Source organism: Streptomyces sp. NPDC051133, from assembly GCF_040682635.1.
Classification (GTDB): domain Bacteria; phylum Actinomycetota; class Actinomycetes; order Streptomycetales; family Streptomycetaceae; genus Streptomyces.
Map to the genome: position 1 here is coordinate 1 of NZ_JBFBBK010000077.1, position 22,068 is coordinate 22,068.

Sequence of the window (22,068 nt, forward strand, 5' to 3'; positions counted from 1 at the left end):
GGCCTCCGTGGCCCTGCTGCTGCCACTGCTCGGCGCGGCCCCCGCCCCCGGCGCCATCCGCTGCCGCGCACACCGCTGCGGGGCGGACGGCCGGTTCTGTGCTCCCCCGTACGGATCACCGGGGTGGTCGAGCGGTTGCGGAGAGCGACGGGCGAACTGACGGTGGGCTCAGGTCCCCTGTCCACCGAAAGGAACACCCATGCGTGCTCTGCCCGCACGGCGTCTCGCGTCCACCGCTCTCTGCGCCGCCGTCCTGGTCGGCATCACCGGTCCGGTAGCCGTAGGCGCCGACTCGGCCCGGGAACGCGCCCACACCTCCCGGGCGACCGTGCCCACGGCGGACGCGCTGCTCGCCCAGGTCAAGGCCCTCGACAACTCCGGCAAGGTACCCAGACCGATGATCGACCTGCTCAACCGGTCGCTGGAGAAGCGCAGGCTCACCGCCGACCGGGCGAGAAGGCTCGGCGACGCGGCGAAGAAGGCCATGGCCGAGGCCGCGCTGGACCCGGCGCCACCGGCGACCTCCACCGCGGCCACGCCGTCGGCGACCGCGACTCCGACGGCCCCGGCCACGCCCACGGCCCCCGCGACGCCCACGGCCCCGGCCGCACAGAGCCTGCCCGCCACGCCGACGGCGACCCCGACGGCCCCCGCGACCCCGACGGCTCCCGCCGTGCCCGCCACGCCGACCGCCTCCGCCACGCCGACGGTCCCGGCCACCCCGACCGCATCCGCCACCCCGGCCGCCCCCGCGGTCGCGAGGAGCGTCGACGACGGCAAGGCGCGCGCGGCCCGTGACGCGGTCGACGACGCGCTCAAGGCCCTGGACACCGCGATCGACAACCTGGTGAACGCGCTCACCGCCGACGTCGACAAGCTGCTCGCGTCCGTCGACAGCGTGATCGACAACCTGCTGAACACGCTGAACGCGACCAGCGGTTCGTCCACCACGAGCGCGGGCACGCTCCCGGCGGAGCCCGCCCTGCAGACGGTGGGCTGACCCGGAGACAGCCACGCCCTCGGCCGTCGTCCCCAGGGGGGACGACGGCCGAGGGCTTTCCGGCGCCTCGGCGGCCCGGGACCACCGTCGTTCGGGAATCTCATATGTCTTCTGCGTACGGGGTTTCCGCCCCGGCCGGATCTCGTTGGGCAGGGCGTCGAATTCCCCGGGTGACGTGAGTTGCCGACGAAAGGAACAGGATGAAGTCCCTGAAGGCTGCCGCTGTCGTTGCCGGTTCCGTGGCCCTCGCCGGCGTCGCCGCGCCCGCGTTCGCCCACAATGCCGCCGACCTGACGCCCACCAGCCTCAACGGCGCCGTCAACCGGCTGACCTCACAGCCCCTCACCCTGGAAGACGCGATGCCGCTGCGGCACCAGTCGAACGCGCTCGACACCGAGAACAAGGACTCCGTGCTCAACACGGTCAAGAACACCACCGGTTCGCTGAACCAGCACAACCCACTGCTCGGCGGCCTGCCCCTGCAGAGCTGACGCCCGCCCGGCCGGGGGAAGGCCGGGACCGCGAAGAGGGCCGGTACCGCACCCGCGGCACCGGCCCCCGGCATGTTCGAGACCACTTCCCTCATTCGTGTGGAGCACCCCCGGGGACTCCTCCGGAAGGGTGAGAAGCCGCCCGGCCCCGCGCGGAGGCGTCGATAAGGTCGCGCGGTGACCTCAACCTCAACCGCAATGCGGCCCGCCGACCTCGGCACGCTCGTCGTCCTCGCCTGGAGCGGCGAGGCCCCCGACGGCACCGACATGCCCTACCTGCTGGCCTACTCCCTCGGGGACGCCGAGGGCGGCGCGGAGACCACCGCGGCGGCGGTCGAGCACCTGCTGACGAGCAACGGGCTTCCGGTCGGCGGCAAGCTGGTCGACGGCCTCGTGAAGCGCAGCCTCCCCGTCAGCCTGCTGGTGGAGGCCGGTCAGGCGATCCTGCGGATGCCGCAGCTGGTCGCCCAGGCCGACGCCCCGCCGGAGTGGCTCGCCGCCGTCGCCCGGCGCGGCTACGCCTACCTCGTCTTCACGACCCGAGCCTGGCCCGAGGGCAAGCCGGGCGAACCCGTCGGGCCGGCCGACCTGGCCGCCTTCGCCGGTGCCGAGGAGACCCTGAAGCCCGCCGCGCACATCCTCCTGCCGGCCACCAGCCTGCGCGGCTGACGCCCGGCCCCGGCCGGACCCCTCGCGTCCCGGGCCCGCCGGCCGGGGCCCGTTTCCCGGGCCGCTGCCGGCTCCCGTCCGCGAGGGCGGGACTCCCGATCAGCTGACTATTACGGCAGTCGGGCGAAATGTGCACCGGCGCCGAACTGCTGCTGTTTTTCGGCTCGTTACGCGGTACGGACCCCCATCCCCGCCTTTCCGAAAGGGACCGTACCCGAGATGAAGTCGACCACCCGAGGAACCCTTGCCGCCGTCATCACGGGCGTCGCGGCCGTCGTGGGGGCAGCCGGCCCCGCAGCCGCGGTCGGCACGGTCCCCGTCCCCGTGCCGCTCGAAGGCGTCTCCGACTCCCTCGGTATGGAGGTGCCCAGGGCCGGCCTGGAGCTGCCGCTGCCGACGCCGGGCGCGCCCGCCGGGCCGCGCTACGTCACCGGGCGCCTCGTGCCCGACCGGACCCTGCCCCAGATGCCCGTCGACGGCGCTCTGCCCGGCGCCGACGTCCGGGCGCCCCTCCCGCGCCTCCTCGGTGACGGCTTCGACCACGTCGGCGTCGACGCCCCCGCCTCCGGCCTGCGCACCCTCGGCCCCGGGGCGAACGTCGACGCCCCTTTGACCCAGCCCGATCCCGACAACTTCGGCCTGCCGAACCTCAAGCTGCCGCAGGCCGGTGTCGTCGCCCCGGTCCTGCAGACCGTCGTCGGCGGCGACCTGGGCACGGGCACCGGCCTGTAGTCGCCCGGACCGGTGGTTCCGGTAGCCCGTCCCGCCCATCGGGCGGTCCTCGAAGGGTGACTCCAGGTACCTCACACCGGTTAGCCGGTACGGAGATCCGATCACGGAGATCCCATCAGGGCCGATCAGGAACATCCGGTCACGGACATCCGGTCACGGGCGTCCGGCCCCGGGCGAGGAGCGAGCGATGGTCGTCGGTGCAGGCGGAGTGGCGGTGGGTGCGGAGCACGAGGCCAGAGCGGGAGCGGCCGCGCCCGCCCGGAGAGAGGTGGCGCGGGGGCTGCTGGCCTCCGTAGCCGCCCTGGCACTGGCCCCGGTGGTCGCCGCGTCCCGGCCCGTGCCCTCGGTCGTGGAGGCCGACGGCGGCTCCTTCGACGAGGTCTACCGGGGCCGCCGTATCCAGGGCGTGTTCGTGCCGGTCGTGGGGCGCGAGGCCGCCGAGGACGGCTGGCGGATCACCATCGACGGCCGTCCGCTGCACCTGATGCGGCGGGCCGACGGCACCTGGCTGAGCATGGTCGACCACTACACGTCGTACCGGACCCCGCTGGAGGCGACCCGGGCCGCCGTGGACGAGATCGGCCCCGGACAGCGGCTGCAGGACCCGGCGCCGGGCATGGGGCATCCGATGGGGGGCCGCGATGGCGTACGTGCGTAAGGACGTCAGCACGCTCACCGCGAGCGAGCGGCGGCGGTTCGTGCACGCGCTGCTGGAGCTCAAACGGCGCGGTGAGTACGACGAGTTCGTGCGCATGCACATCAACTACTACACCGCCGACGGCGAGACCGGTCTGCGCACCGCGCACATGGCGCCGTCCTTCCTGCCCTGGCACCGCCGGTTCCTGCTGGAGCTGGAGCGGGCGCTGCGCCGCGTCGACTCCTCGGTGACGGTGCCGTACTGGGACTGGACCCGGCACCGCACGAAGGCGTCCGTGCCCTGGACGAAGGACCTGCTCGGCGGCGACGGGCGGCGTTCCGACCGGCAGGTGACGACCGGGCCGTTCGCCTACGCGGCGGGCCACTGGACCATCAAGGTGGGCATCACCGACGGCAGGTTCCTCACCCGGGACCTGGGCCGCTCCGCCGCCCCCATCCAGCTGCCCGGCAAGAGCGACGTGCAGTGGGCGCTGGCCGACCCGGCCTACGACGTGTGGCCCTGGGACTCGACGTCCGGCAAGGGCTTCCGCAACAAGCTGGAGGGGTGGGGGAGGGGCAGCGGCAGCGCCTCCTGGCACAACCACAACCGGGTGCACCGCTGGATCGGCGGGGTGATGCTCGGCGCCGCGTCCGTCAACGACCCGGTGTTCTGGCTCCACCACGCCTTCCTGGACCTGCTGTGGCAGCGCTGGCAGCGGGCGCACCGCAGTCACCGCTACCTGCCGGCCACGGCACCGGGCCCCGCCGACGCCCAGCACAAGCGGGTCGTCGCCCGGCACCAGAAGCTCCCGCCGTGGGACGAGACACCGGACCAGCTGGAGGACTTGAGCCGGGTGTACCGGTACGCGTGAGGTCCCGGCGTGCGTCTGGATCGCAGGCGCCGTGAGTGCGGGCCGGTCGTACGCACGGACCGCGTGTGCCGTGCGCGGGGCCCTCCGCGCGGGCCGCGTGTGCCGTGCGCGTCGGCCCTCCGCACGGGCCGCATGCGCCGTGCGGGTCGGCCCTCCGCATGACAAGAGCCCCGGCGCTCGGAATGCCGGGGCTCTGCCGTGTGCTGCGGTCCGCCGTCGTGGCGGGCCGGCCGGTTCAGCTGCCGTAGCCGTAGCCGCCGTTGCTGCCGGGGCCGGGGTTGCCGGGCGTCCCCGGGTTGGTCAGGCTGCCGCCGTTGGCGCACTTGTCGCCGAAGGCCGGGTTCAGCAGGCCGATCACGTCGACGGTGTCCCCGCACACGTTGACCGGGACGTTGAGCGGCACCTGCACCAGGTTTCCGGACACGGCGCCGGGCGAGTCGGCGGCTCCGCCCATGGCGCCCGCGTCGGCCAGGGCCAGCCCGGCCCCGCTGATCACCACGGCGCCGGTGCCGAGGGCGACAGCGGCTGCCTTCGCGATGCGAGACATCACGTTCTCCTTCTGTTGCTCGGGAAGCGCAGCGGCAGGCCAGCCACCGCACTTCCCGTTCAACGGCGCCACGCGAGGTCGGTCACGGTGATCGTCCGGGGATCACCCTTTCAACGGCGCGTTTACCGGCGGCTCGGCGTCGACGCAGGCGGCACCAGCGGTCCCGCTTCGGGAAACGGAATGTGAACTGTTTCTTTCCCTCCGCTGTACAACTCTTCACCTTCCTCTTACGTCGAACTGGTGACCCACGGCGCTCGCCGTCGTGTGCACGCCAGTCCGGAAGAGGAAAAACTTGCCCATGACGATCCGTCGGTTGTGTGGAGTCCTGCGTGTGCGCGGGGCGACCGACCTGCTCCTCGTTCTCCTGTTCGGCGCCGGCTTCGCCGCGCTGCCCGTCTTCGCCCTGCTGCCCTCCCTGTGGGGCTTCACCGCGGCGGCGGCACTGACGTACGTCACGGACGAGGTGCTGCACTCCAGGGCGCCGGGCTTCGTCCGCCGGCTGGCGACGCTGCAGCTGACCCGCCCGCTCAGGTTCGCCGTCCGTACGGTGATGCTGCTCGCGCTGGCCAGCCGGCTGGACGCGTCGGACACGGTGCTGGTCGTCGCGCTCGCCGTGTTCAGCGCGCACTTCGCGATGATGATGCTCTACACCGCCGTTCACCACGCCATCCGGCGCCGCCGGGTGCTGCCGCTGGTGGTGCGCAACCTCGACATGAGCGAGCTGCCCATACCGCGGCAGCCGCCCGCGCTGCTCTACCGCCGTTTCCTGCGCAAGCTCCTCCACCTGGACGTGCCCGCCCACGCGGGCCTGCTCGCCGCACTGTTCGCGGGCGGCCGGCAGTTCGCCTACACGGGCTTCGCGCTGACCGTCGGGGTGACGGCGGTGGCCGCGCTCGCGCTGCTGGGCCAGTACCGCCGGGCGCGCCGGATGCCCGTCAAGGACGAGGTGTTCGCCGAGGTGAATCGTCAACTGGCCGACTACCGCCCCGAGGTGGCCCTCTACTTCAGCTTCGCCGCGGTCTCGCGTGACTTCATGTACCAGGTCAACATGTGGATCGAGACGCTGGAGCAGCTGGACCTGCGCCCGGTGATCATCCTGCGCGAGAAGGCCTCCTTCCGCTATCTCAGCCGCACCTGGATACCGGTGGTCTGCGTCCCCAAGGCCGACGACCTGGCCGAGCTGGAACTCTCCGGCGTGAAGGTCGTCCTCTACCCCGGCAACGCGGGCAAGAACGTGCACATGCTGCGGGTCGCCGAGGCCAAGCACGTGTTCATCGGGCACGGCGACAGCGACAAGCTGGCCAGCAGCAACCGGGTCAGCAAGGTGTACGACGAGATCTGGGTGGCCGGGCGGGCGGGCCGCGACCGGTACCAGCGTGTGCGGCACGCCATCAGCGACAGCGCGATCGTGGAGGTGGGCCGCCCGCAGCTCTCCCCGATCCGCCTGCACGCCGAGCACGTCCCGGGACCGCTGCCCGTCGTCCTGTACGCCCCCACCTGGGAGGGCTGGAGCGACGACGACTGCCACACCTCCCTGATCCCGATGGGCGTCCCCCTGATCGAGAAGCTCCTCGCGGAGAACGTCCGGGTGATCTACAAGCCGCACCCGCTCACCGGCAAGCGCTCGGCCGAGGCCGCCGCGGCCGACAAGGAGATCCGGGAACTGCTGCGCGCCGACAACGAGCAGCGCGGCGCCGCGGAGGCGGAGGCCGCGGTCGCCGAGGCGCGTCCCCGGCTCAAGGAGATCCAGGCCCGCCTGGACGAGCTGGCCGGCCGGCACGGCGGCGACGACGCCGCGCAGCTGCGCGAGGCACGCGTCCCCGACCGGGCGGCGGCGGCCGAGTGGCAGGAGCTGCGCGCGGAGTGGCACCGCGTCTTCTGGGAGACCCGCGGTCAGGTCCGCCACAACGTGATCCTCAAGAGCCTGCCCACGCTGTACGACTGCTTCAACCAGGCCGACATCCTGATCAGTGACGTCTCCTCGGTGGTCGCCGACTTCGTGGCGAGCCTCAAGCCGTACGTCCTGACCAACGCCCACGACCTGCCCGACGACGAGTTCCGCGCCGCGTACACCACGGCGGGCGGCGCCTACCTCCTGGACCGTGACTGCACCCGCCTGCCGGACATCCTCGACTCGGTCCGCGCCCCGCACACCGACCCGATGTCCGCGTCCCGCCGCGCCCTCAAGGAGTACGTTCTGGGCCCGGACCACCCGACGTCCATGGAACGCTTCAACACGGCGGTGAACACGCTGGCGGCCAAGGCCGAGCGGGAACGCGCTCAGCAGACGACGGACTTGGCGGCCTGACGGCCCAGGGCTCAGGGCGGTTCGTGCAGTGCACGGTGGTGCCGCGGCGCCGGTGAGCCACCCGTGGACGACAGGAGAGAGAGGTATGGCGTCGTCCCTCGACCGCCTGGAAGCGCTGCTGTGTGAACCAGAGCCGTGTGGCTGAGATCATGCACCGCCCCGCCATCGTGGCTCTGGTTGCGCTTGGCGATCCAGACCAGGAAGACCACGATCAGTTCCCGTAGTGGTGGTAGCCGCTGGAATAGCCGCCGTGATAGCTGCTGTGGTACCCGCCGCCCCGGCCGCCGCTCAGGGCGAGCACGTCGGTGGACGAGAGGGGCGTCGAGGCAGTGACAGGCATGCTCATGACCGGGACTTTAGGTGGCCATTGCATGGCATGGGCACGTCTGTCGCGCGCCTGTGGCGAAACCTCCACTGCCGCGGCACAGGCGGCGCCGCCTTCTCGCACGGGACGGAACAGCAACCGCCGGGACGCCCGGTTCGACAGTACGGTTCGACGACAACAGAGCCCAGAGCAGAACAGATTGGCGGACGGCATGGAGCGGATCGAGGGGTTGGAGGCCGCGCTCCCGGCGATGGTGCCGTGGCGTGTGACGGCGGGACGTGGCGTGGACTGGACCGCACTCGAGGCTGCCCTCGGGACGGCACTGCCCTCGGACTTCCGTTCCCTCGCGGAGGCGTATCCGGTCCTGGTCGTCGACGACTTCCTCATCGTGTCGTCTCCGGCGCCCGGTGCCGAGGCGTTGTGGGGATCCGCGTGCCGGGAGGACGAGATCCTTCAGGACCTGTACGAGATGGGCGACACCGAGCACTACGTCCCCTACCCGCGCCCCGGAGGCCTGATCAGCTGGGCGGAGTCCAACTGCGGGGACTCCTTCTACTGGAGGACGACCCCCGCGGACCCGGACGCATGGCCGGTGGTGGTCCGCACGGACAACGGCGAGTGGTTCGAATTCCCGGTCGGTGCCGTCGAGTTCCTGGCCGGCGTGTACGGGCGCACCATCGACGTGCCGGGCATGCCCCGGGACTTTCCCGCCGACCGCCCACAGGTGCTGGGCCTGCCCGACCGCGCCGACTGACCGGTAACTCAGCTGGACGGAGCGCCATTGAAGGGCCGGCCGAGGCTCAAGATCGGCTCAACTCGCTGGTATCCGCCCCGGCCGCCGGTGCATCCTCCTCGACAAGACCACCTACACCTGGGGGCACACCGATGAAGACTCTGCTTGGTCGAGTGGTGATGCGCGTTCGGGACGTCGTTTCCGGACGCCAGGATCTCAAGGACTACGGCGACCCGGAGGCTCATCGCACGGGGCCGCACAACCGCGACGCCGGGCTCGCTCGCCACTACATCCCGACACAGCCGCCGGTGCCCATGAGCTTCCCCACCGGCATGTAGTCGGCGCGCACACGAACGCCGGTGCGTCGTTCAGCGGCGCGCCGCGTGTGACCTGGGCACCTGGAGAAGTGGCTCGACGACGGCACCGACGGGCGGCTGCCGGACCTCAAACGGCGGCTGGAAGCCGCGGGCGACTTCCCGGAGGCCCGCAAGAATCCGGTGACAGCCGGCCGGCCCGGAGGGCTGAGGACGAGCGCCCCCGGCACGACTCGAACCTGCGGCCAAGCGATTGGAAGGCGCCTGGTGGATCTCGGGTCACACCCTTGCCGACTTGCTCCGCTTCCCTGGCAAGGCCTCTTGTCACATGGCCTTCGACATGCGATCGACTCGTGACAGCGGCAGAGCCGGTGCGGTGACCGGAAAGGTTTCGCCGACCGGGTGACATTCCAGTCGGACATCCAGGACTCGGAGCGTTACCAGGCCCAGGAGCCGATCCAAGGCGATGGCCAGTGGGACACCGCTCCCGGCACAATGCGTTCGTGGAGTTACTGACTGCCGCGCTTCCCGTGAGCGCCACGGTGTTGGTCGCAATCGTGGGTTACCTCCAGTGGAGACGCAGCGAGCGGCGCCAAGCCGAGAGCGAGACGGTGCGGCACGAGCTGGAGCAGGCAGAGCGACGTCGTATCGCCCGCGGACCGTATGACCAAAAGCGGCTGGAAGCCCTCCAAGAGCTGCTCGACAAGCTCCGAGACCTCGAAATCCAGTCACGTTGGAACGCGGGGGGACGGGACCTGCGCGCCGAAGTGCCAAAGATCAAAAGAGGGAGCAGGAGCTTGCCGCGCACGGCATCGACATCGGCCGATACGAGAGTTCATGGGATCGGACGGAGCCTTTGACTTGGATTGGCGATGCCGATCAGGCCGTGCGGAAATGGACGTCAGCGCGGGCGGCATTGGAGGAACGGCTTCGTAAGGCACTTCAAGGCATGTGAGAGATCGACATCGCACCGGTGGCGCGACTAGCAGCCCGATGAACTTCCTGGTCACACAACTAATGACGGTTGATCGGGATCTCGTAGACGATCTCGCAGTGAGCGGCGGGCACCACGATGTCCGCCGTCTCCACGGACCGTCCCTCGTCGCCGTCAGTCGGCCAGGTCTCTTGGATCAACGACTCCTACGCCCCGGGCATCCCGGACGTGAAGGGGCAGCTCTTGGTCAACAACGACTTCGTAGCAGGTGTCCTCGACACCTATGTGGTCCTGGGGGTTCGGTCCAGCGCTGATGCTGCGCACTCTGAACAGCACCACTGGAGACGCCGGCTGCGCTCACCGTCTCAATGAGTGACTCAAGACCTGTCTTCTTGCCCTGGGTCTTGCCGGGGATCTTGCTGGCCTGCGTTTTCGCTGCTCAGAGCGATGTTCATGAGCGGCCGAGTGGTCGCCATTGGTCATCGTCGGTCACTGTCGAGCGGCCTCGAACGGCCCAGAGACGGCCCAGAGACGGCCCAGAGACGGCCCAGGCAATGGGCCGGCGGCCCGTTCGGCGGCCTACGAGCCGACGGGCAACTCCCGGGCTCGCTGGCGTGCTTGGGCTCGTAGCTCCTTCAGGCAGTTGTGGAACGTGTTGTGGCGGTTCTGGTCGAGGTTCAGCGGGAGATCGAGTTGGGAGATGAGCTGTGACTCCAGGTTCCACGGTTCGCTTCGCTCGATCCAGCACACCCGCGCGTTGTCCGCCATCCACTGGCTCAGGATGGTCTCGTCGGCCCTGCCGAAGGTCATCCGCTTGCCGCTGCTACGCGGCGTAGTTCAAGACCTGGCAGACATCCGAGAGTGAGCCGCAGCGTCGAGGTCGCTAGGGTGACCTGAACCTCATGTTTCACTCAACTGCCATGACAGGAGGGAGAGTTGCTCCCTAGGGTCAAATCCTGGCGGTCGACGAGGCCGCTTTCATCCAGAGAAACACGGGGGAAACACGTGCGCTCCATACCCAAGATCGTCGCAGTCGGCTGCGCCGCCACCGCACTTGCCGCTGTGGGTGCTGTACCTGCCAGTGCCGGGACGGCCCATCCGATGATATGCCCGCCCGAAAAGGGCTACGACTTCTCGGGCAGCTACACGTATTACAGGGACATGGAACCCCGTTCCGGCGGCGACAGCGGCACGACGATCAGCATCACCTTCCACAAGGGGAAGACGACGACGTCGACGGTCGGCGGGGCGATCTCCGGCGAAGCCAAGGTGGTGTTCGTCAAGGCGTCGGCTGAGTTCGACTACCACTTCGCCTGGCAGTGGACGAACAGCACCACCTACACGTGGTCGTGGACGGTGCCGAAGACGATGAGGCACGGTTACCTGCACGCCGGGGTGAAGGTCAGGTACACGAAGTGGAACTACAACCAGACCGAGCCCAACTGCAAGACCAAGGTGCTGCGCAAGGGGTCGGCGCGGCTGGTCTACAAGGGCCGCGAGACGTGGCACGGGAAAAGCTGATGCGCAGCGCAGGGATCGTTCTGCTGGTCGTGTCCGCCGCTGCGGTGTCCGGGTGCAGCGGCGGGAAGAGTACGCCGCCTTCGCCGAGTGCCTCGAAGGCGGCGCTGGTGTCCGATCCGGACAATCCTGATCAGGGTGCCAAGAAACCGGGCCGGCTGGGTCCGGGGACGGTGAAGCTGCCCGTGGCTGCGGACCGGATTGCCGCGTTGTCCGTGCGGTATGACTGTCTCGGTCCCTCGGGTGGTCTGAAGGTCAGTAATGGGACAGGGCTGCGCGCCGGGATCGAAGTGTGTGACGACAACGCCACCTACGGTGCCTCGATGAAGGCGAAAGACCTGGATGGCCGGAAGTTCGGCGGTACGGTCAAGATCGAGGTCGACAAGCGGACGCGGTGGCGCGTTTCCGTCAGCATCACCGACAAGGACGGCGTCAAACAGCGAGTCCATAGCTGAGCTTGACTCTGCCGGGATCTTGGAATTGCCCGGTGCGTCGGCGCCTGATTGGGTGGCCTCGGTCACCGCTTGACCAGCGGCAATGACGTATTCGGGCGCACAGAGCCGTACGCCCATGAGGGCAGATGACATCTCGCCGCCGGACGCGACGAACAGCTCCGGCCGGGTGATCTCCTCTTCCGGGGGGAGACGGGTGGCATCCTCGCCGGTTCCGTCATCCGTCGGGCGTGGCGCGGCGCGCGGAAGGCCGTCCTGCCCCCGCACGTCTTCGAGTCGCCCACCGGACGGCGCGTGTACGGCAACCGGAACACGCGCCTGACGAAGTGGCTCAACGACGGCATCCCGCCCGCACAGGTGGCCGAGTGGGCCGGGAACAGCGTCGCCGTGCTCCTGGCCACCTACGCCCGCTGCGTCGACGGGCAGCTGCCCGACCTCAAACGGCGGCTGGAAGCTGCGGGCGACCTCCCAGAGGCGGAGATGCCGGGCGTTGGCTGATCTTCCTCGGGTCGAGAACTTCGACACGTATTCGACACGGCCACCCGCGAAAACCCGGTGACAGCCGGACAGCCCCGGGCCACGCCCTTGATCGCCAAGGGGTGGCCGGGGCTGACCTGTGTCGTGCACAACCGTCGCTGACCAGCAAAAAGCCCTCCCGATGGGAGGGCTGACAGTGGGCGCCCCCGGCAGGACTCGAACCTGCGGCCAAGCGCTTAGAAGAGAGGTGGGCGCTTACGCTTACCTACGCCTCTGAGCTGCGCTGTAACGGTGTAGGTGTGCGTCCTGCGGCCAACTTAGCCGCCTATTCACCGGAGCAGAGCATTCCGGTGGCGTCTTGCAGGGTCCACAGTTGAGCAGTCTCTGCACGTTGCCGCCGCTGAGGACTTGGGCGCTGATCGCCCCCGCCCGCAGGGCAGGCCTTCAGGGTCGTCGCTGCGCCGGCGCCCGTTATGGCCGGACTAACCGGGGGCTCAGGTACCGGCACGTGTGACACCCCACAGCACGCCCCTAGGTCGACGCGTGACCGTAAAGATGCGTGTGAGGTAGTTCAAGAGCTAAGCCGTTGTCTGCCTTGATGGCTGTCCGTACCGACTGGGGCGAGTTCGCTACCAGGGATCCGTAGGCGTGCCGTCTGCATTCAGCCCGCACGGCCAATGATCTCCCAGTCGTAGGTACTTGGCTGCACCGCCATCAGCTGCCTGTAGATAGTAGGCGTCGGCCCCCTCCTGGTCCCCAGCCTCTATTCGTCGCCGTGCCAAAAGGTCGAGGGTGCCCTCGTCGCCAGCCTCGCTCGCCTGTCGGAACAGTGCCGCGGCCTCCTCAAGGTGGCCTTCCTTCTCCCGATCTCGTGCCATGGCGTACAGCCCGAAGGTGTCGCCCGCGTCAGCCGCCTTTCGGGCCAGCTCCTCAGCCTCTGGCCACTTTCCAGCCCAACGCCGCAGCTGTGAGAGCAGTGTTAGAGCGACGCCGTCACCAGCATCTGCGGCTGGCGTGGCCAGTGATTCGGCCTCCTCGTAGTCGCCCGCATCAACTGCTCTCATGACCGCAAAGTGAATGGCGCGTGAATCTCCGGTCTTTGCTGCTTGACGGGCCGCAATATCACCTGCAGTCGTATCCCCGGCGAGGTCGCAAATCATTGAAAGGTTAGTGAGCTCAATGGGGCTCGCGACCTTCAAAGCCTGTGCTGTCAGCATTTTGGCGCTTCCTAGGTCACCCGCCTCTATTCTTAGGCGAACGAGTTCTGTGAGTGCAATGGTGTTACCTGCGTCGGCGGCACGGCGGAATAGGGCTTCGGCCTCTGCCGGGTCCCCTACCTTTTCCCGCTGTCTGGCCAGGTTTTGGAGCACCCAACCACGGTCGGCTTCCGGGGCCTGACTGGCCACGGCTTCGGCCTCCTCCCAATTGCCGGATTCCGCAAAGTTGAGCGTCAGTTGACGCAGTGCGCGGAGATCTCCCTTGTCAACGGCCTGTTGGTAAAGCGCCTGGGCTTGTTCGCGACCTCCGAGCTGTTCGCAAATATTTGCCAATTCCACCCATGCGGTGGCAATTCCTGCCTTGGTGGCTTGCCAGTAAAGATCCTGTGCTCCCTCGCGATCGCCAATCGCCATCCGAATACCTCCCATGTGTACGAGGGCGCTCGGATCACCGCTTTCGGCTGCCCGATGGCGGAGGTGGTACGCCCACTGCAGGCGATGTCGATCTTCGGCGGCCTTTGCCAGATTGTTGAGGTCTTCAGGCAGGGTTAGGTGGACAAGGGCGGCGTGCCAGAACGAGGCGGGCGGGCATTTCCCCCGGCGGCTCTTTCGGCCGTGTTGCTCAAGATAGTCGGCAAGCCGGAACTTCGGGCTTGCTGCCGTCGCGGGTGAGCTACCAAGTGCTGAGCTGCCAGGAGGGCGGCGCTCAGGGCGTGCGCCGGTGCGGCGCAAGGGCGCATGGTTGCCGTGAACAGGACGAGCGAGGTCGGCAAAGGCTGATTCTGCCCAGTCGTCCCTAAGCTGGGTAAAGTCTTCATCGGTGAGGTAGTCGACAGCAGCATCGATTAGGAAGGCCTGTGGCAGATGAAGGCCGGAACCGAGGCGGCGTGCGTCCATTGCTGCCTCCAATACTGCGCGAGCGGCCGGAACGCTCTGCTCGTAGCGCCGCAGTAATTCCGGAGCTCCAGCGAGATCTTGGGCCACGCGTCCGCCTGCTGCTGCCCTCGTTAGAGCATCTGCCAGCAGTAGATCACCGCTCCTCGCCAGGGAGGCTGCCTCACGCATAGCCCACTCGTCGAAATATTCCGGTACTACCAGCGTCCGCCCGGCGAGTAATTCCCGGCTCCTGCTGAACCGGTCTGGTCCACCGGGTGAGGGGAGGGTCGCGTACTCGTCGGCATACTCCGGCCAAAGGGTGCCTAGAACGAGGATCGGTCCGCGTGTCGGATCGGTGAGCAGGCTATGAATGGCGGCCGCAATCTGCTCACCTACCTGAGGGCTGCCAAGGTAGTGCTGGGCCTCGTTCAACCACACCACAGTGCAGGGTTGTACCTGCAGTAGGCCCTCCAGCGCGGCCGCACCCCTTGTCGGGTCGAAAGGATGCCATAGCCGCCATCCCCTGTTTGCCATTGGCTGAACGGCTTCCCAGCAGGCCCTTGTCTTGCCTGTTGAAGACGATCCGACCAGGACCACCATCCGGCTTCGGCCCTCGAGCGCATCTCGTACCACCTCAGCGAGGACCTGGTCGTGATCCCGTGTGACATATCCGGAGAGGATCGCCTTCACTCCGGGTTGTTTTCTATTGAAACCAGCGCCAGCAGGGTGGACCTCCAAATCATGAGGATCCCAGTCGCAGATTGGCTTGCCCAGGCCTTTCCCTTCCCTGCCGACAAACTCGGTCTCTTCTGCTGCAGCTCGCCGAAGATCCAACAACTCCTTCTCCGGCAGACGCAGCACTCGAGCCAGCGCCACGACGGTCTCCGCCGACGGTGCGGCAGATGCACCTGCTTGGAAGGCCGCTTGCACAGTCGTGCGCCCCAAACGTGCTTGTACAGCGAGCTGCGTTTTGCTCAGTCGCGTGCGAGCCAGCCCGTCTGTCAGCCTCTTGCGCAACTCGACGAGCGCCGCACCGCGCTCCTGCTCTCGCTCGTTCACCTACCCGCCCCGGTTTGGTGTGTTCGACGGTGTTCATCTTCGTTCAGCCGCACCCTGCCGCACAGTCGTTTAGCGACCTTCAGTCATGTAGAGCCCACCAACTGAAGGAGCTTGCCGTGGCCAGTGTCGCCACTGTTCTGCTGACTACCGCGCTCGTGGTCCTAGTTGCGCTGGCCGCCGCCGCCGGCGCAGGTAAACTCGCTCGCATGGACGGCGCGACATACCCCACCGCGCTCATGCGGGCTGCTACCACGTTCGCTGCTGTACTCACCCTCGCAGCAACGTTGAGCGGCGCTATCGCCCAGGTCCTCTCCTGATTCGGTGGCTGCTGTTGAGGGAGTATCTGCCACCGCCGCCGCCCCTGCTGTCTGGCGCCCAAGAACTCCGTCACCGTCGCAAGGACGGAATTTCAGTGATCCGCCTCCAGACTTGCAGCAGGTTTCGCTTGCCAGGCGCCAGCTGGCGGTGTGGGCATGGCGGTCAGATGGGCGCTCGCCCACGGTCTCTCTGGCCAGATGTGAGCCGTGGGAGTCTAGAGGAGCTGACAGGGAACGGAGAGGGTGATCGGGTGTCGCAGCAGGCCAATCCTCGGGGAACCTTCCTGAAGATCGCTGACGCGCTGAAGACGCGGATCGAGGAAGACCCGGACATGACGGTGCTGCCGTCACTGGCCGAGGTCATGCGCGATTACGAGGTCTCGCGTGGTGTGGCTGTCCGAGCGTTCGGCGTGCTGAAGCAGGAAGGCGTTGCCGAACCCGCGCCGGGCGAACGGTGGCGCGTCGTGCGCTCGGGGGCGCAAGTCGACCGGCGTCCGCTCCATCAGAGGATCGCGGACATCATCAAGGCTGATGGCCTCGAAGTAGGGGAAGCCTTTCCAAGTGCTTCGGCGCTTGCCGAGCGGTTCGACGTCTCACGACCGACGGTGAACAAGGCGCTGGAGAAGCTGGAGGCCGCCGGCGTGCTAGCGGGAGGCGGACAGGGCAGGGTGCGGACGGTCCGTGCCGTGCCGATGCGAGAGGAGCGTTCGTAGCTTGTCGAAGTTGACGGAGTGGGCCTATCCCTTGGCTGAGTCCGTGCTTGCCGAGCCGTTGCCGCGGCGATGGAAGCACTGCCTGGGTGTCGCCGAGAGGGCGCGTACGGTCGCGCTCATCCTCGACCAGGACGCGGATCTGCTGGAGGCCGCCGCGGTTCTGCACGACATCGGCTACGCACCGGACCTGGCCAAGACGGGCTTTCACCCGCTGGACGGCGCACGCTACCTCCGAGACGTGGCCGGCGCGGACGAACGGGTCATCAACCTGGTCGCCCACCACTCCTGTGCCTGGATGGAGGCGGAAGCGCGCGGTATGCGTGAGGAGCTGGAGGGGGAGTTCCCACGGGAGCGAGAGCACCTGAACGACGCGCTCTGCTACTGCGACATGAACACCACACCGGACGGCACGCCGACGAACCCGATCGACCGGATCAATGAGATCACGGGACGGTACGGGCCGGACAGCCTGATCGGGCAGTTCATCCGCCGAGCCGAACCCGAGATCCTCGCGTGCACGTCCCGCGTGCTCGATCGGGTCGCCGCGGCCAAGCGTCAGCCGATGTAGGGAGCGGTGCGCGCCCGGTCCATGGCGTGCTCGATCCGGAGCCGCATGGTCGGGTGCACGTCCAGCGCCACCAGGTCCGCGGGGTCGACCCAGCGGACCTGAGTCGTCTCGTTGCTCGTACGGAGTTCGCCCCCAACCGGCCGGGCACGGAAGCAGATGCTGAACTGCTGCCGCACCTCGCCGTCGTCGTACTTCATCACGTGTCCGGGGTCCGTGTAGAGCCCGGACACGTCGGTCACCTCTACCTTGATCCCGGTCTCTTCCCACACCTCGCGCACGACCGTGTCACTGATGGACTCGCCTACGTCGTGGCCACCGCCGGGCAGTGCCCAGCGTCCATTGTCGGACCGCTGGATCATGAGCACTTGGCCCGCGTCGTTCTGGACGAACGCGACGACGGACGGCACGACCGAGTTGGCCGGCGGGGCGTCGGGGTCGTGCAGGTAGTCAATGCGTCCCATGCTCAGGCTCCTGTGATTTCTTGGTCCGTGACCTGGCGGGCGCCTCCCCAGGTCTGTTCGATGCTATTCGCGTAGGTGTCGAACAGGCCGCCACCCGGCATACGACGCAGGTGGAAGACGGGTGCCATGTACGCACCGATGCCGTAGACATGGGGGTTGACGAGCATTTCGTCATCCGCTCGGTATATGGAGTTGTAGAGCGTGGTCGCATGGAGCCGGAAGCTGATTTCAGGGTGGCTTCGGAACAGGGGCCGATAGTTCACCAACGCGTTCCGGATCTTGCCATCCATGATCCGGTGCCCCTCATCGATGCCACGCTGCCGAACGGCTTCACAGTCCGGGTCCCCGAGCAGGATGCGGACCTGGGCAGTCCCTTCCACCTTCTTCTTCAGGAGATCGTGGAACAGGGGATCCTCCGACAGGAAGAGCCCCGAGTAGACGAGAACGTCTACGTTTCTCTCCGCTCGCGCGTAGAGGTCACGCCAGAGACCGGGCGGCACCGTGTGCCGATGCGGGTAGACGGCGACAATCTCCGCCTTGGTCAGGTCCGCCGCGGTCTCGACGTTGCGTCCGTCATCCCACAGCGTCGTCACGTCGACCTGAAGCGCTGCTGCCGTCGCGTACTGGTGGCGCCTGTACGGCACCTTCCCCTGAGTGATCCAGCGTTCGACCGTCTTCGGGTTGACCTCGATCGCTTCAGCGAGGCTCTGCACGGTCATGCCGCGGGCTAGGAGGGCGGACCGTAAGCGCTCGTTCGACATCTGCACCCCCGTTGGGACTTCTAGGGACTTCCCGACCGTAGCCAGAAGTCCCGGAGCTGTCCATGGGTGAGGTGCCCAACTCCCCTGACCTGCAGCGATTCTGATTGAGCGCCAAGTAGTCCAGGCGCCAAACCAAGAGGTTCCGTCGACATGCTTGACGGACCCTCATGCAGTACCTGTAAAACAGGTACTGCACGGCCGAACGTGCAACTCGGCCGGAAGGCGGCTTCATGCCGCATGCGCAGAAGGCGGGGACGCTGCAATCCCGCTGTAGGCCAGAGGACAGGGCTTCGGCCCGACTGGCGAGGTGGCCCGGTGACCGCGAGCAACGGCCGGAGAGTGGGGACGTGGTCCCCCTTGCAGTGCTTCACGCCCCTGTTGACCTCGACTGATGGGAATGCCAGTGCACCGACGAAGACTGTGGGCGCCGCCGTGATGGATCGGCCGGCGAGCGCCAGTACAGCATCCCGGTCCGTGAGCGGAACGCGCGCTCCGGCCGATCCGGTCCGCTCTCTACCCGCCATCGCAGCGGCCAGCGCTGCGGCCGGTTGCCTCCCCTGCCCGTCCGGTCCCGCGCTTCGTGCGGCGGCCGTACGGGCGGGGGCATGGGGAGCCGGATCTACCCGCTTCAACGGCTCGCGGCTCCGGTGCTGACACACCGGGGCCGCTGTTGTTTGGGCCGTTCCCGTCTCACTGGAGTCCGTCCCATGAAGTACATCGTTGCTGGTCATGAGGCCGTCACCGCTGCGGAGTTCGCGGAACTGGCGCTGGGCACCCCGGTTGAGCTGTGGCTGGGTGTCGAGGGCGAGACGGCCGAGGAACGCGCGGCCCGCCTGGACGCGGCGCGCGACATCCTCTCCGACCCTCAGTTCAGCGACCTGCCCGACGACCTGATCCGCCTGGCCGCGCGGGTCGTCGACGAGAACCCGGAGCTGTTCAACGTGGTCCCGCTGGTCCGCCCCGCCCGTCGGCGCCCGGTGCGCAGGGGGGTTGCGGCATGAACGAGGGGCTGACGCTGGACGACCTGGCCGCTCCGCTGCGGGCGCTGCGCTTGCTGGCCGCGGACTTCGGGCACCTGTCGGCACCGGCCGTGTATGTGACCCCGATCTACCCGGAGCGGCTGGAGCTGGCGTTCCATGACGACCTGGCCGGGTTCGAGGGCTGGCGGGACGCGCTGGGCATCGCCCCGGACGCGATGGCCCACGGCCTGCAGAGCGGCGGCCGTACGCGCGTGCTGCGGTCGTCCGTCGAATACGCGGGCGCTGAGCTGGAGCTGGTGGCTTACGCCCCCATCCCGGCTGAGGCGCTGGTGGAAGCGACGGCCTGATGTCGGGGGCATTCGGCAAGTGCTTCGACCCGACCGGCGCCCGTTACGGCATCCCCACCTACCCGTGGCGCCTGGCCCCGGACGGCCTGGCCACCCGCCGGCAGCTCCGCGAACGGGGCTTACGGCCGGGCGGTCAGCCGATCGCGGCACAGATCATGCGGGTCAACCGGCGGGCCGGAGGCGAGCGGGTCAGCTACCTCTACCGCGTCGACCGAGCCAAGCCCGTGCGGCCGATGACGTCGCGCAAGTGGGGCGCACTCGCGCTGGCCATGCTCGCCCGGCGCACCTGCCCCCGCTGCCGACTCGATGTCGGCTACTGCATCCCGCGCTCCCGCGGCATGTGCGGGATGTGCATCGCCACAGAGGAACAGCGCACCACCTGACCTGATCGAGACAGGAAGGTCCGATGAACGACATCCGAGAGCGGTCCCTGAGCTGGGGCCAGGCACTCGTGCTGAGTGCCGCCGCGGTGCCCATGGTCGCGTTCGGTGGCCTGGGCGCCTGGGGCACCTACAGCAACATCACCTCCGTGTTCCACCGGTCGGCCACCGCACTGGGCGTGGTCGCCGCCGGTGAGGGTGCGACACTCGTTCTGGCGCTGACCCTGGTGGGCCTGACCATGCTGGGGCAGTCCTCCCCGTCCGCCGTGCGAGTCGGGCTGTGGACGCTGCCCGCGGTGGCCTCCCTGACCGGCGCCGCGGTCGCGCCGACCGGTACGGAGTCGGTGGTGTTCGCCTTCACCCCGATGGCCATGTGCGTGGCCGCAGAGGGCATGGGCCTGCTGGCCCGCCGGATCGTGGTCTACCGCACCGGAGTGGACGCCGAAGCGCAGCGCCGCAACGCGGCCGTCATGCAGCGGCTCGCTTACCACCGGGCCCGCGCCGCGAACCACCCCGACGAGAAGGAGCGACAGGATTCGGAGCTGAAGTCGTGGAAGCTCGCGAAGAAGGTCGGCACCGGTGACGCCCTGCTCGGGGCTCACCTGGTCGGCGTGCAGCGCGAGCGGATGACGGCCGGCGCCGATGCCGCGCTCGCGGGCATGTTCGCCCTGCCCGTCACGGCCCCCGCCCCGGGCGTGACGGCCGCCCCCGAGCCGCCCGCCGTCGAGGGCGCGGAGGAGGAAGGCGTCACACCCCCCGTGACGGAGGAAGACACGCAGGTCACGGCCGAAGCCGAGACCGTCCCGCCGGAGCCCGTCACGCCCGTGACGGTCCCCGTCACGCCCCCCGTGACGCTGGAGGAGATCGCGGCCGTGGCCGGGGTGCCCACCCCGCAGGCCGGTGAACCGCTGACCGATGCACAGCTCGTCGTCGTCCTGCGGCACCTGCGCTACTCCGACGACCCGCCGCTGTCCTACCGCCAGGCCGTGACCGCGTTCCGCGAGGGCGGGTTCGTCGGCGGGGAACAGCGCGTGCGCAAGGCGTGGGGCTCGCTGATGTCCCACGAGGAGTCGGAAGCCTGATCAGCGTCCGGCACACACCAATGAGGACCAGCCCAGTGAAGGTGGGCTGGCCCTCGTTGCGACTGCCGGAAGCAGTCGACCGCACCAGTGAAGCAGACCCGGTGAGCCCCGGCGAGCGGCACCCTCGCAGACCCGGCGAGCAGACCCGGTGAGCCCGCCCCGGCACCCGCACAGGCGGGGTGCCGGGGCATCGCGCACCGCCCCAATCGCCCCTCCAGCCAAGGAGTTTCGCTGTGTCCAGCCGTACCCGCACCCGCAGCGTGAAGACGGCCGCGGGTGTCCACACCATCCACATCCCGCGCCAGCGCGGACGCCGGCGCTCTCAGCCGTTCGTGGTCGTCGTCCCGGAGCACCCCTCTCTGACCCGCGAAGCACTCGGGTTCCTGGGACGGATGCTGTGGCGCTTCCGTGGCGCACTCGCCCCCACTTTCCTGGCCGTGTCGGCGTGGCCGCTGACCGCGATCCTGCACGCGCTCGCCTGGTGGTCCGGGCTGCTGCTCGCGCCCCTGGCCGTCGCTCCCGTGCTGTGGCTCGGTTTCGTCCAGATCCGCCGACCGGCGCGCACGGCCGCGGTCGTCTGGCGGGCCGGTCTGGCCCTGCTCGCCACGGCCGGGTTCGCCTGGCTGGCGCTGGCCGCCGGGTTCGGGCCGCTCGCGGGCCCGCTGCCCCTGATCTGGCTCCTGGCCTGGCTGGTCGCTCAGACCGCGTGGCTCATCGTCCGTCGCTCCCACTGACCCGAAGGGACCCTGTCTGATGGCAACCACCCATGCCGCTCCCACCGCCGGCGCCAATGGCTCCAAGGCGAAGAACTCGATGAACAGCAAGAAGTTCGGCGCGACGTTCGCGCCCGGCTTCACCATCAACGTCAACGCCAACAAGACCAACAACGGCGTGGCCGCCGTCGCCAACGGCTCCGGCGCCAACGGCCGGAGCAGCGCGGAAGCGCTGCTCCCGGATCCGGAATTCACCTCTCCCGCGCAGGTCCGCAACTACTGCAACAGCCTGCGCGCGGCGGCCGTGACGCTGTCCATCGAGGTTGCCATGGGCGCCGAGATCATGAAGGGCGTGCTGGCCGCCGTCCCGGACCCGGAGGGACGCCCGTTCGGCTCCCGGGCCCGCGCCGCGAAGGTGGCCCGCAAGCTGCAGAAGTCCGCCGACGCGCTGCGGGACGCCGCGAAGAACGCCGCGGCCTGCTACTCGACCTTCCAGCAGCAGTACGAGGAAGAGATCAACCGTGTCCGCCACCGTGCCCGCAGGCCGCAGCAGCCGGTCATGAACTGGGCTCAGCAGTAAGGAGGT

At 68.7% G+C, this 22,068-nt stretch carries 28 protein-coding genes; 22 read left to right on the top strand and 6 right to left on the bottom strand.

Annotated elements, in window-relative coordinates; all coding sequences use genetic code 11:
- Nucleotides 1-199 precede the first annotated feature (199 nt).
- From AB0N17_RS41750 to AB0N17_RS41775, 6 genes are all read left to right on the top strand, one after another.
- The gene (locus tag AB0N17_RS41750) at nucleotides 200-1,000 is read left to right on the top strand and encodes a hypothetical protein (protein WP_366016910.1); all 801 of its coding nucleotides are present in this window, start codon (nucleotides 200-202) and stop codon (nucleotides 998-1,000) included.
- Between the two features lie 200 nt (nucleotides 1,001-1,200).
- Complete coding sequence (locus AB0N17_RS41755) at nucleotides 1,201-1,491, top strand: hypothetical protein (protein WP_366016911.1); 291 nt, start codon at nucleotides 1,201-1,203, stop codon at nucleotides 1,489-1,491.
- A 177-nt stretch (nucleotides 1,492-1,668) separates the two neighbouring features.
- Nucleotides 1,669-2,160 carry a DUF5949 family protein gene (locus AB0N17_RS41760; protein WP_366016912.1) on the top strand — a complete coding sequence of 164 codons (492 nt, stop codon included), beginning with the start codon at nucleotides 1,669-1,671 and terminating at the stop codon, nucleotides 2,158-2,160.
- A 219-nt stretch (nucleotides 2,161-2,379) separates the two neighbouring features.
- Entirely contained in the window at nucleotides 2,380-2,892 is a 513-nt protein-coding gene (locus AB0N17_RS41765) for a hypothetical protein (protein WP_366016913.1), read from the top strand.
- A gap of 187 nt (nucleotides 2,893-3,079) precedes the next feature.
- On the top strand, nucleotides 3,080-3,550 hold the full coding sequence (locus tag AB0N17_RS41770; RefSeq protein ID WP_366016914.1) for a tyrosinase family oxidase copper chaperone: 471 nt from the start codon (nucleotides 3,080-3,082) through the stop codon (nucleotides 3,548-3,550).
- Nucleotides 3,534-4,400, top strand: coding sequence for a tyrosinase family protein (locus tag AB0N17_RS41775; protein WP_366016915.1), 867 nt, complete (start codon nucleotides 3,534-3,536; stop codon nucleotides 4,398-4,400). Before AB0N17_RS41770 ends, AB0N17_RS41775 begins: the two co-directional genes overlap by 17 nt.
- 235 nt (nucleotides 4,401-4,635) lie before the next feature.
- On the opposite strand, the gene AB0N17_RS41780 is transcribed toward AB0N17_RS41775, so the two are convergent.
- The gene (locus AB0N17_RS41780) at nucleotides 4,636-4,947 is read right to left on the bottom strand and encodes a chaplin (RefSeq protein ID WP_366016916.1); all 312 of its coding nucleotides are present in this window, start codon (nucleotides 4,945-4,947) and stop codon (nucleotides 4,636-4,638) included.
- A 298-nt stretch (nucleotides 4,948-5,245) separates the two neighbouring features.
- Here AB0N17_RS41780 and AB0N17_RS41785 point away from each other — a divergent pair, with 298 nt between their 5' ends.
- A complete protein-coding gene (locus AB0N17_RS41785; RefSeq protein WP_366016917.1) occupies nucleotides 5,246-7,255 on the top strand; it encodes a hypothetical protein in 2,010 nt (669 codons plus the stop codon).
- A gap of 211 nt (nucleotides 7,256-7,466) precedes the next feature.
- Here the strand turns inward: AB0N17_RS41785 and AB0N17_RS41790 are convergent, their stop codons facing one another.
- Nucleotides 7,467-7,601, bottom strand: a complete 135-nt coding sequence (locus AB0N17_RS41790) for a hypothetical protein (RefSeq protein WP_366016918.1) — start codon at nucleotides 7,599-7,601, stop codon at nucleotides 7,467-7,469.
- A 190-nt stretch (nucleotides 7,602-7,791) separates the two neighbouring features.
- On the opposite strand from AB0N17_RS41790, the gene AB0N17_RS41795 reads away from it, so the two are divergent.
- The 3 genes from AB0N17_RS41795 to AB0N17_RS41805 all read left to right on the top strand — a co-directional run bounded on the left by AB0N17_RS41795 (nucleotide 7,792) and on the right by AB0N17_RS41805 (nucleotide 9,487).
- Nucleotides 7,792-8,334, top strand: coding sequence for an SMI1/KNR4 family protein (locus AB0N17_RS41795; RefSeq protein ID WP_366016919.1), 543 nt, complete (start codon nucleotides 7,792-7,794; stop codon nucleotides 8,332-8,334).
- 131 nt (nucleotides 8,335-8,465) lie between these two features.
- Complete coding sequence (locus tag AB0N17_RS41800) at nucleotides 8,466-8,651, top strand: hypothetical protein (protein ID WP_366016920.1); 186 nt, start codon at nucleotides 8,466-8,468, stop codon at nucleotides 8,649-8,651.
- Between the two features lie 479 nt (nucleotides 8,652-9,130).
- Nucleotides 9,131-9,487 (top strand): hypothetical protein, encoded by a 357-nt coding sequence (locus AB0N17_RS41805; RefSeq protein WP_366016921.1) that lies wholly within the window; start codon nucleotides 9,131-9,133, stop codon nucleotides 9,485-9,487.
- A 653-nt stretch (nucleotides 9,488-10,140) separates the two neighbouring features.
- On the opposite strand, the gene AB0N17_RS41810 is transcribed toward AB0N17_RS41805, so the two are convergent.
- Entirely contained in the window at nucleotides 10,141-10,371 is a 231-nt protein-coding gene (locus tag AB0N17_RS41810; protein WP_366016922.1) for a GIY-YIG nuclease family protein, read from the bottom strand.
- Nucleotides 10,372-10,722: 351 nt separating this feature from the next.
- Here AB0N17_RS41810 and AB0N17_RS41815 point away from each other — a divergent pair, with 351 nt between their 5' ends.
- From AB0N17_RS41815 to AB0N17_RS41825, 3 genes are all read left to right on the top strand, one after another.
- Entirely contained in the window at nucleotides 10,723-11,082 is a 360-nt protein-coding gene (locus tag AB0N17_RS41815; RefSeq protein ID WP_366016923.1) for a hypothetical protein, read from the top strand.
- Nucleotides 11,064-11,534 (top strand): hypothetical protein, encoded by a 471-nt coding sequence (locus AB0N17_RS41820; RefSeq protein WP_366016924.1) that lies wholly within the window; start codon nucleotides 11,064-11,066, stop codon nucleotides 11,532-11,534. The genes AB0N17_RS41815 and AB0N17_RS41820 overlap by 19 nt, the downstream gene beginning before the upstream one ends.
- Before the next feature lie 291 nt (nucleotides 11,535-11,825).
- Nucleotides 11,826-12,029, top strand: a complete 204-nt coding sequence (locus AB0N17_RS41825; protein ID WP_366016925.1) for a hypothetical protein — start codon at nucleotides 11,826-11,828, stop codon at nucleotides 12,027-12,029.
- A 608-nt stretch (nucleotides 12,030-12,637) separates the two neighbouring features.
- Here the strand turns inward: AB0N17_RS41825 and AB0N17_RS41830 are convergent.
- On the bottom strand, nucleotides 12,638-15,160 hold the full coding sequence (locus AB0N17_RS41830; protein WP_366016926.1) for a hypothetical protein: 2,523 nt from the start codon (nucleotides 15,158-15,160) through the stop codon (nucleotides 12,638-12,640).
- Between the two features lie 116 nt (nucleotides 15,161-15,276).
- Here AB0N17_RS41830 and AB0N17_RS41835 point away from each other — a divergent pair, with 116 nt between their 5' ends.
- From AB0N17_RS41835 to AB0N17_RS41845, 3 genes are all read left to right on the top strand, one after another.
- Nucleotides 15,277-15,477: a hypothetical protein gene (locus AB0N17_RS41835; protein WP_366016927.1), complete on the top strand. Its 201-nt coding sequence runs from the start codon at nucleotides 15,277-15,279 to the stop codon at nucleotides 15,475-15,477.
- 251 nt (nucleotides 15,478-15,728) lie between these two features.
- Nucleotides 15,729-16,190, top strand: coding sequence for a GntR family transcriptional regulator (locus AB0N17_RS41840; protein WP_366016928.1), 462 nt, complete (start codon nucleotides 15,729-15,731; stop codon nucleotides 16,188-16,190).
- A 1-nt stretch (nucleotide 16,191) separates the two neighbouring features.
- Nucleotides 16,192-16,758, top strand: a complete 567-nt coding sequence (locus tag AB0N17_RS41845) for an HD domain-containing protein (protein WP_366016929.1) — start codon at nucleotides 16,192-16,194, stop codon at nucleotides 16,756-16,758.
- On the opposite strand, the gene AB0N17_RS41850 is transcribed toward AB0N17_RS41845, so the two are convergent.
- The gene (locus AB0N17_RS41850) at nucleotides 16,746-17,219 is read right to left on the bottom strand and encodes an NUDIX domain-containing protein (protein WP_366016930.1); all 474 of its coding nucleotides are present in this window, start codon (nucleotides 17,217-17,219) and stop codon (nucleotides 16,746-16,748) included. The genes AB0N17_RS41845 and AB0N17_RS41850 overlap by 13 nt on opposite strands.
- 2 nt (nucleotides 17,220-17,221) lie before the next feature.
- Nucleotides 17,222-17,938: an XRE family transcriptional regulator gene (locus tag AB0N17_RS41855; RefSeq protein ID WP_366016931.1), complete on the bottom strand. Its 717-nt coding sequence runs from the start codon at nucleotides 17,936-17,938 to the stop codon at nucleotides 17,222-17,224.
- Nucleotides 17,939-18,687: 749 nt separating this feature from the next.
- Here AB0N17_RS41855 and AB0N17_RS41860 point away from each other — a divergent pair.
- From AB0N17_RS41860 to traA, 6 genes are all read left to right on the top strand, one after another.
- The gene (locus AB0N17_RS41860; RefSeq protein WP_366016932.1) at nucleotides 18,688-18,981 is read left to right on the top strand and encodes a hypothetical protein; all 294 of its coding nucleotides are present in this window, start codon (nucleotides 18,688-18,690) and stop codon (nucleotides 18,979-18,981) included.
- A complete protein-coding gene (locus AB0N17_RS41865; protein ID WP_366016933.1) occupies nucleotides 18,978-19,307 on the top strand; it encodes a hypothetical protein in 330 nt (109 codons plus the stop codon). Before AB0N17_RS41860 ends, AB0N17_RS41865 begins: the two co-directional genes overlap by 4 nt.
- Nucleotides 19,307-19,690 (top strand): RRQRL motif-containing zinc-binding protein, encoded by a 384-nt coding sequence (locus tag AB0N17_RS41870; protein ID WP_366016934.1) that lies wholly within the window; start codon nucleotides 19,307-19,309, stop codon nucleotides 19,688-19,690. Before AB0N17_RS41865 ends, AB0N17_RS41870 begins: the two co-directional genes overlap by 1 nt.
- 23 nt (nucleotides 19,691-19,713) lie before the next feature.
- Nucleotides 19,714-20,769 carry a hypothetical protein gene (locus AB0N17_RS41875; RefSeq protein WP_366016935.1) on the top strand — a complete coding sequence of 352 codons (1,056 nt, stop codon included), beginning with the start codon at nucleotides 19,714-19,716 and terminating at the stop codon, nucleotides 20,767-20,769.
- Nucleotides 20,770-21,002: 233 nt separating this feature from the next.
- On the top strand, nucleotides 21,003-21,503 hold the full coding sequence (locus AB0N17_RS41880; RefSeq protein WP_366016936.1) for a hypothetical protein: 501 nt from the start codon (nucleotides 21,003-21,005) through the stop codon (nucleotides 21,501-21,503).
- 19 nt (nucleotides 21,504-21,522) lie between these two features.
- Nucleotides 21,523-22,062: a plasmid transfer protein TraA gene (gene traA, locus AB0N17_RS41885; protein ID WP_366016937.1), complete on the top strand. Its 540-nt coding sequence runs from the start codon at nucleotides 21,523-21,525 to the stop codon at nucleotides 22,060-22,062.
- The last annotated feature ends 6 nt before the right edge of the window (nucleotides 22,063-22,068 follow it).

Bases quoted from the DNA above. Each gene is read 5' to 3' on its own strand.
- AB0N17_RS41750 (WP_366016910.1), top strand. From the start codon at position 200: ATGCGTGCTCTGCCCGCACGGCGTCTCGCGTCCACCGCTCTCTGCGCC.
- AB0N17_RS41755 (WP_366016911.1), top strand. From the start codon at position 1,201: ATGAAGTCCCTGAAGGCTGCCGCTGTCGTTGCCGGTTCCGTGGCCCTC.
- AB0N17_RS41765 (WP_366016913.1), top strand. From the start codon at position 2,380: ATGAAGTCGACCACCCGAGGAACCCTTGCCGCCGTCATCACGGGCGTC.
- AB0N17_RS41770 (WP_366016914.1), top strand. From the start codon at position 3,080: ATGGTCGTCGGTGCAGGCGGAGTGGCGGTGGGTGCGGAGCACGAGGCC.
- AB0N17_RS41775 (WP_366016915.1), top strand. From the start codon at position 3,534: ATGGCGTACGTGCGTAAGGACGTCAGCACGCTCACCGCGAGCGAGCGG.
- AB0N17_RS41780 (WP_366016916.1), bottom strand. From the start codon at position 4,947: ATGTCTCGCATCGCGAAGGCAGCCGCTGTCGCCCTCGGCACCGGCGCC.
- AB0N17_RS41785 (WP_366016917.1), top strand. From the start codon at position 5,246: ATGACGATCCGTCGGTTGTGTGGAGTCCTGCGTGTGCGCGGGGCGACC.
- AB0N17_RS41790 (WP_366016918.1), bottom strand. From the start codon at position 7,601: ATGAGCATGCCTGTCACTGCCTCGACGCCCCTCTCGTCCACCGACGTG.
- AB0N17_RS41795 (WP_366016919.1), top strand. From the start codon at position 7,792: ATGGAGCGGATCGAGGGGTTGGAGGCCGCGCTCCCGGCGATGGTGCCG.
- AB0N17_RS41800 (WP_366016920.1), top strand. From the start codon at position 8,466: ATGAAGACTCTGCTTGGTCGAGTGGTGATGCGCGTTCGGGACGTCGTT.
- AB0N17_RS41810 (WP_366016922.1), bottom strand. From the start codon at position 10,371: ATGACCTTCGGCAGGGCCGACGAGACCATCCTGAGCCAGTGGATGGCG.
- AB0N17_RS41815 (WP_366016923.1), top strand. From the start codon at position 10,723: ATGGAACCCCGTTCCGGCGGCGACAGCGGCACGACGATCAGCATCACC.
- AB0N17_RS41850 (WP_366016930.1), bottom strand. From the start codon at position 17,219: ATGGGACGCATTGACTACCTGCACGACCCCGACGCCCCGCCGGCCAAC.
- AB0N17_RS41855 (WP_366016931.1), bottom strand. From the start codon at position 17,938: ATGACCGTGCAGAGCCTCGCTGAAGCGATCGAGGTCAACCCGAAGACG.
- AB0N17_RS41860 (WP_366016932.1), top strand. From the start codon at position 18,688: ATGAAGTACATCGTTGCTGGTCATGAGGCCGTCACCGCTGCGGAGTTC.
- AB0N17_RS41865 (WP_366016933.1), top strand. From the start codon at position 18,978: ATGAACGAGGGGCTGACGCTGGACGACCTGGCCGCTCCGCTGCGGGCG.
- AB0N17_RS41870 (WP_366016934.1), top strand. From the start codon at position 19,307: ATGTCGGGGGCATTCGGCAAGTGCTTCGACCCGACCGGCGCCCGTTAC.
- AB0N17_RS41875 (WP_366016935.1), top strand. From the start codon at position 19,714: ATGAACGACATCCGAGAGCGGTCCCTGAGCTGGGGCCAGGCACTCGTG.
- traA (WP_366016937.1), top strand. From the start codon at position 21,523: ATGGCAACCACCCATGCCGCTCCCACCGCCGGCGCCAATGGCTCCAAG.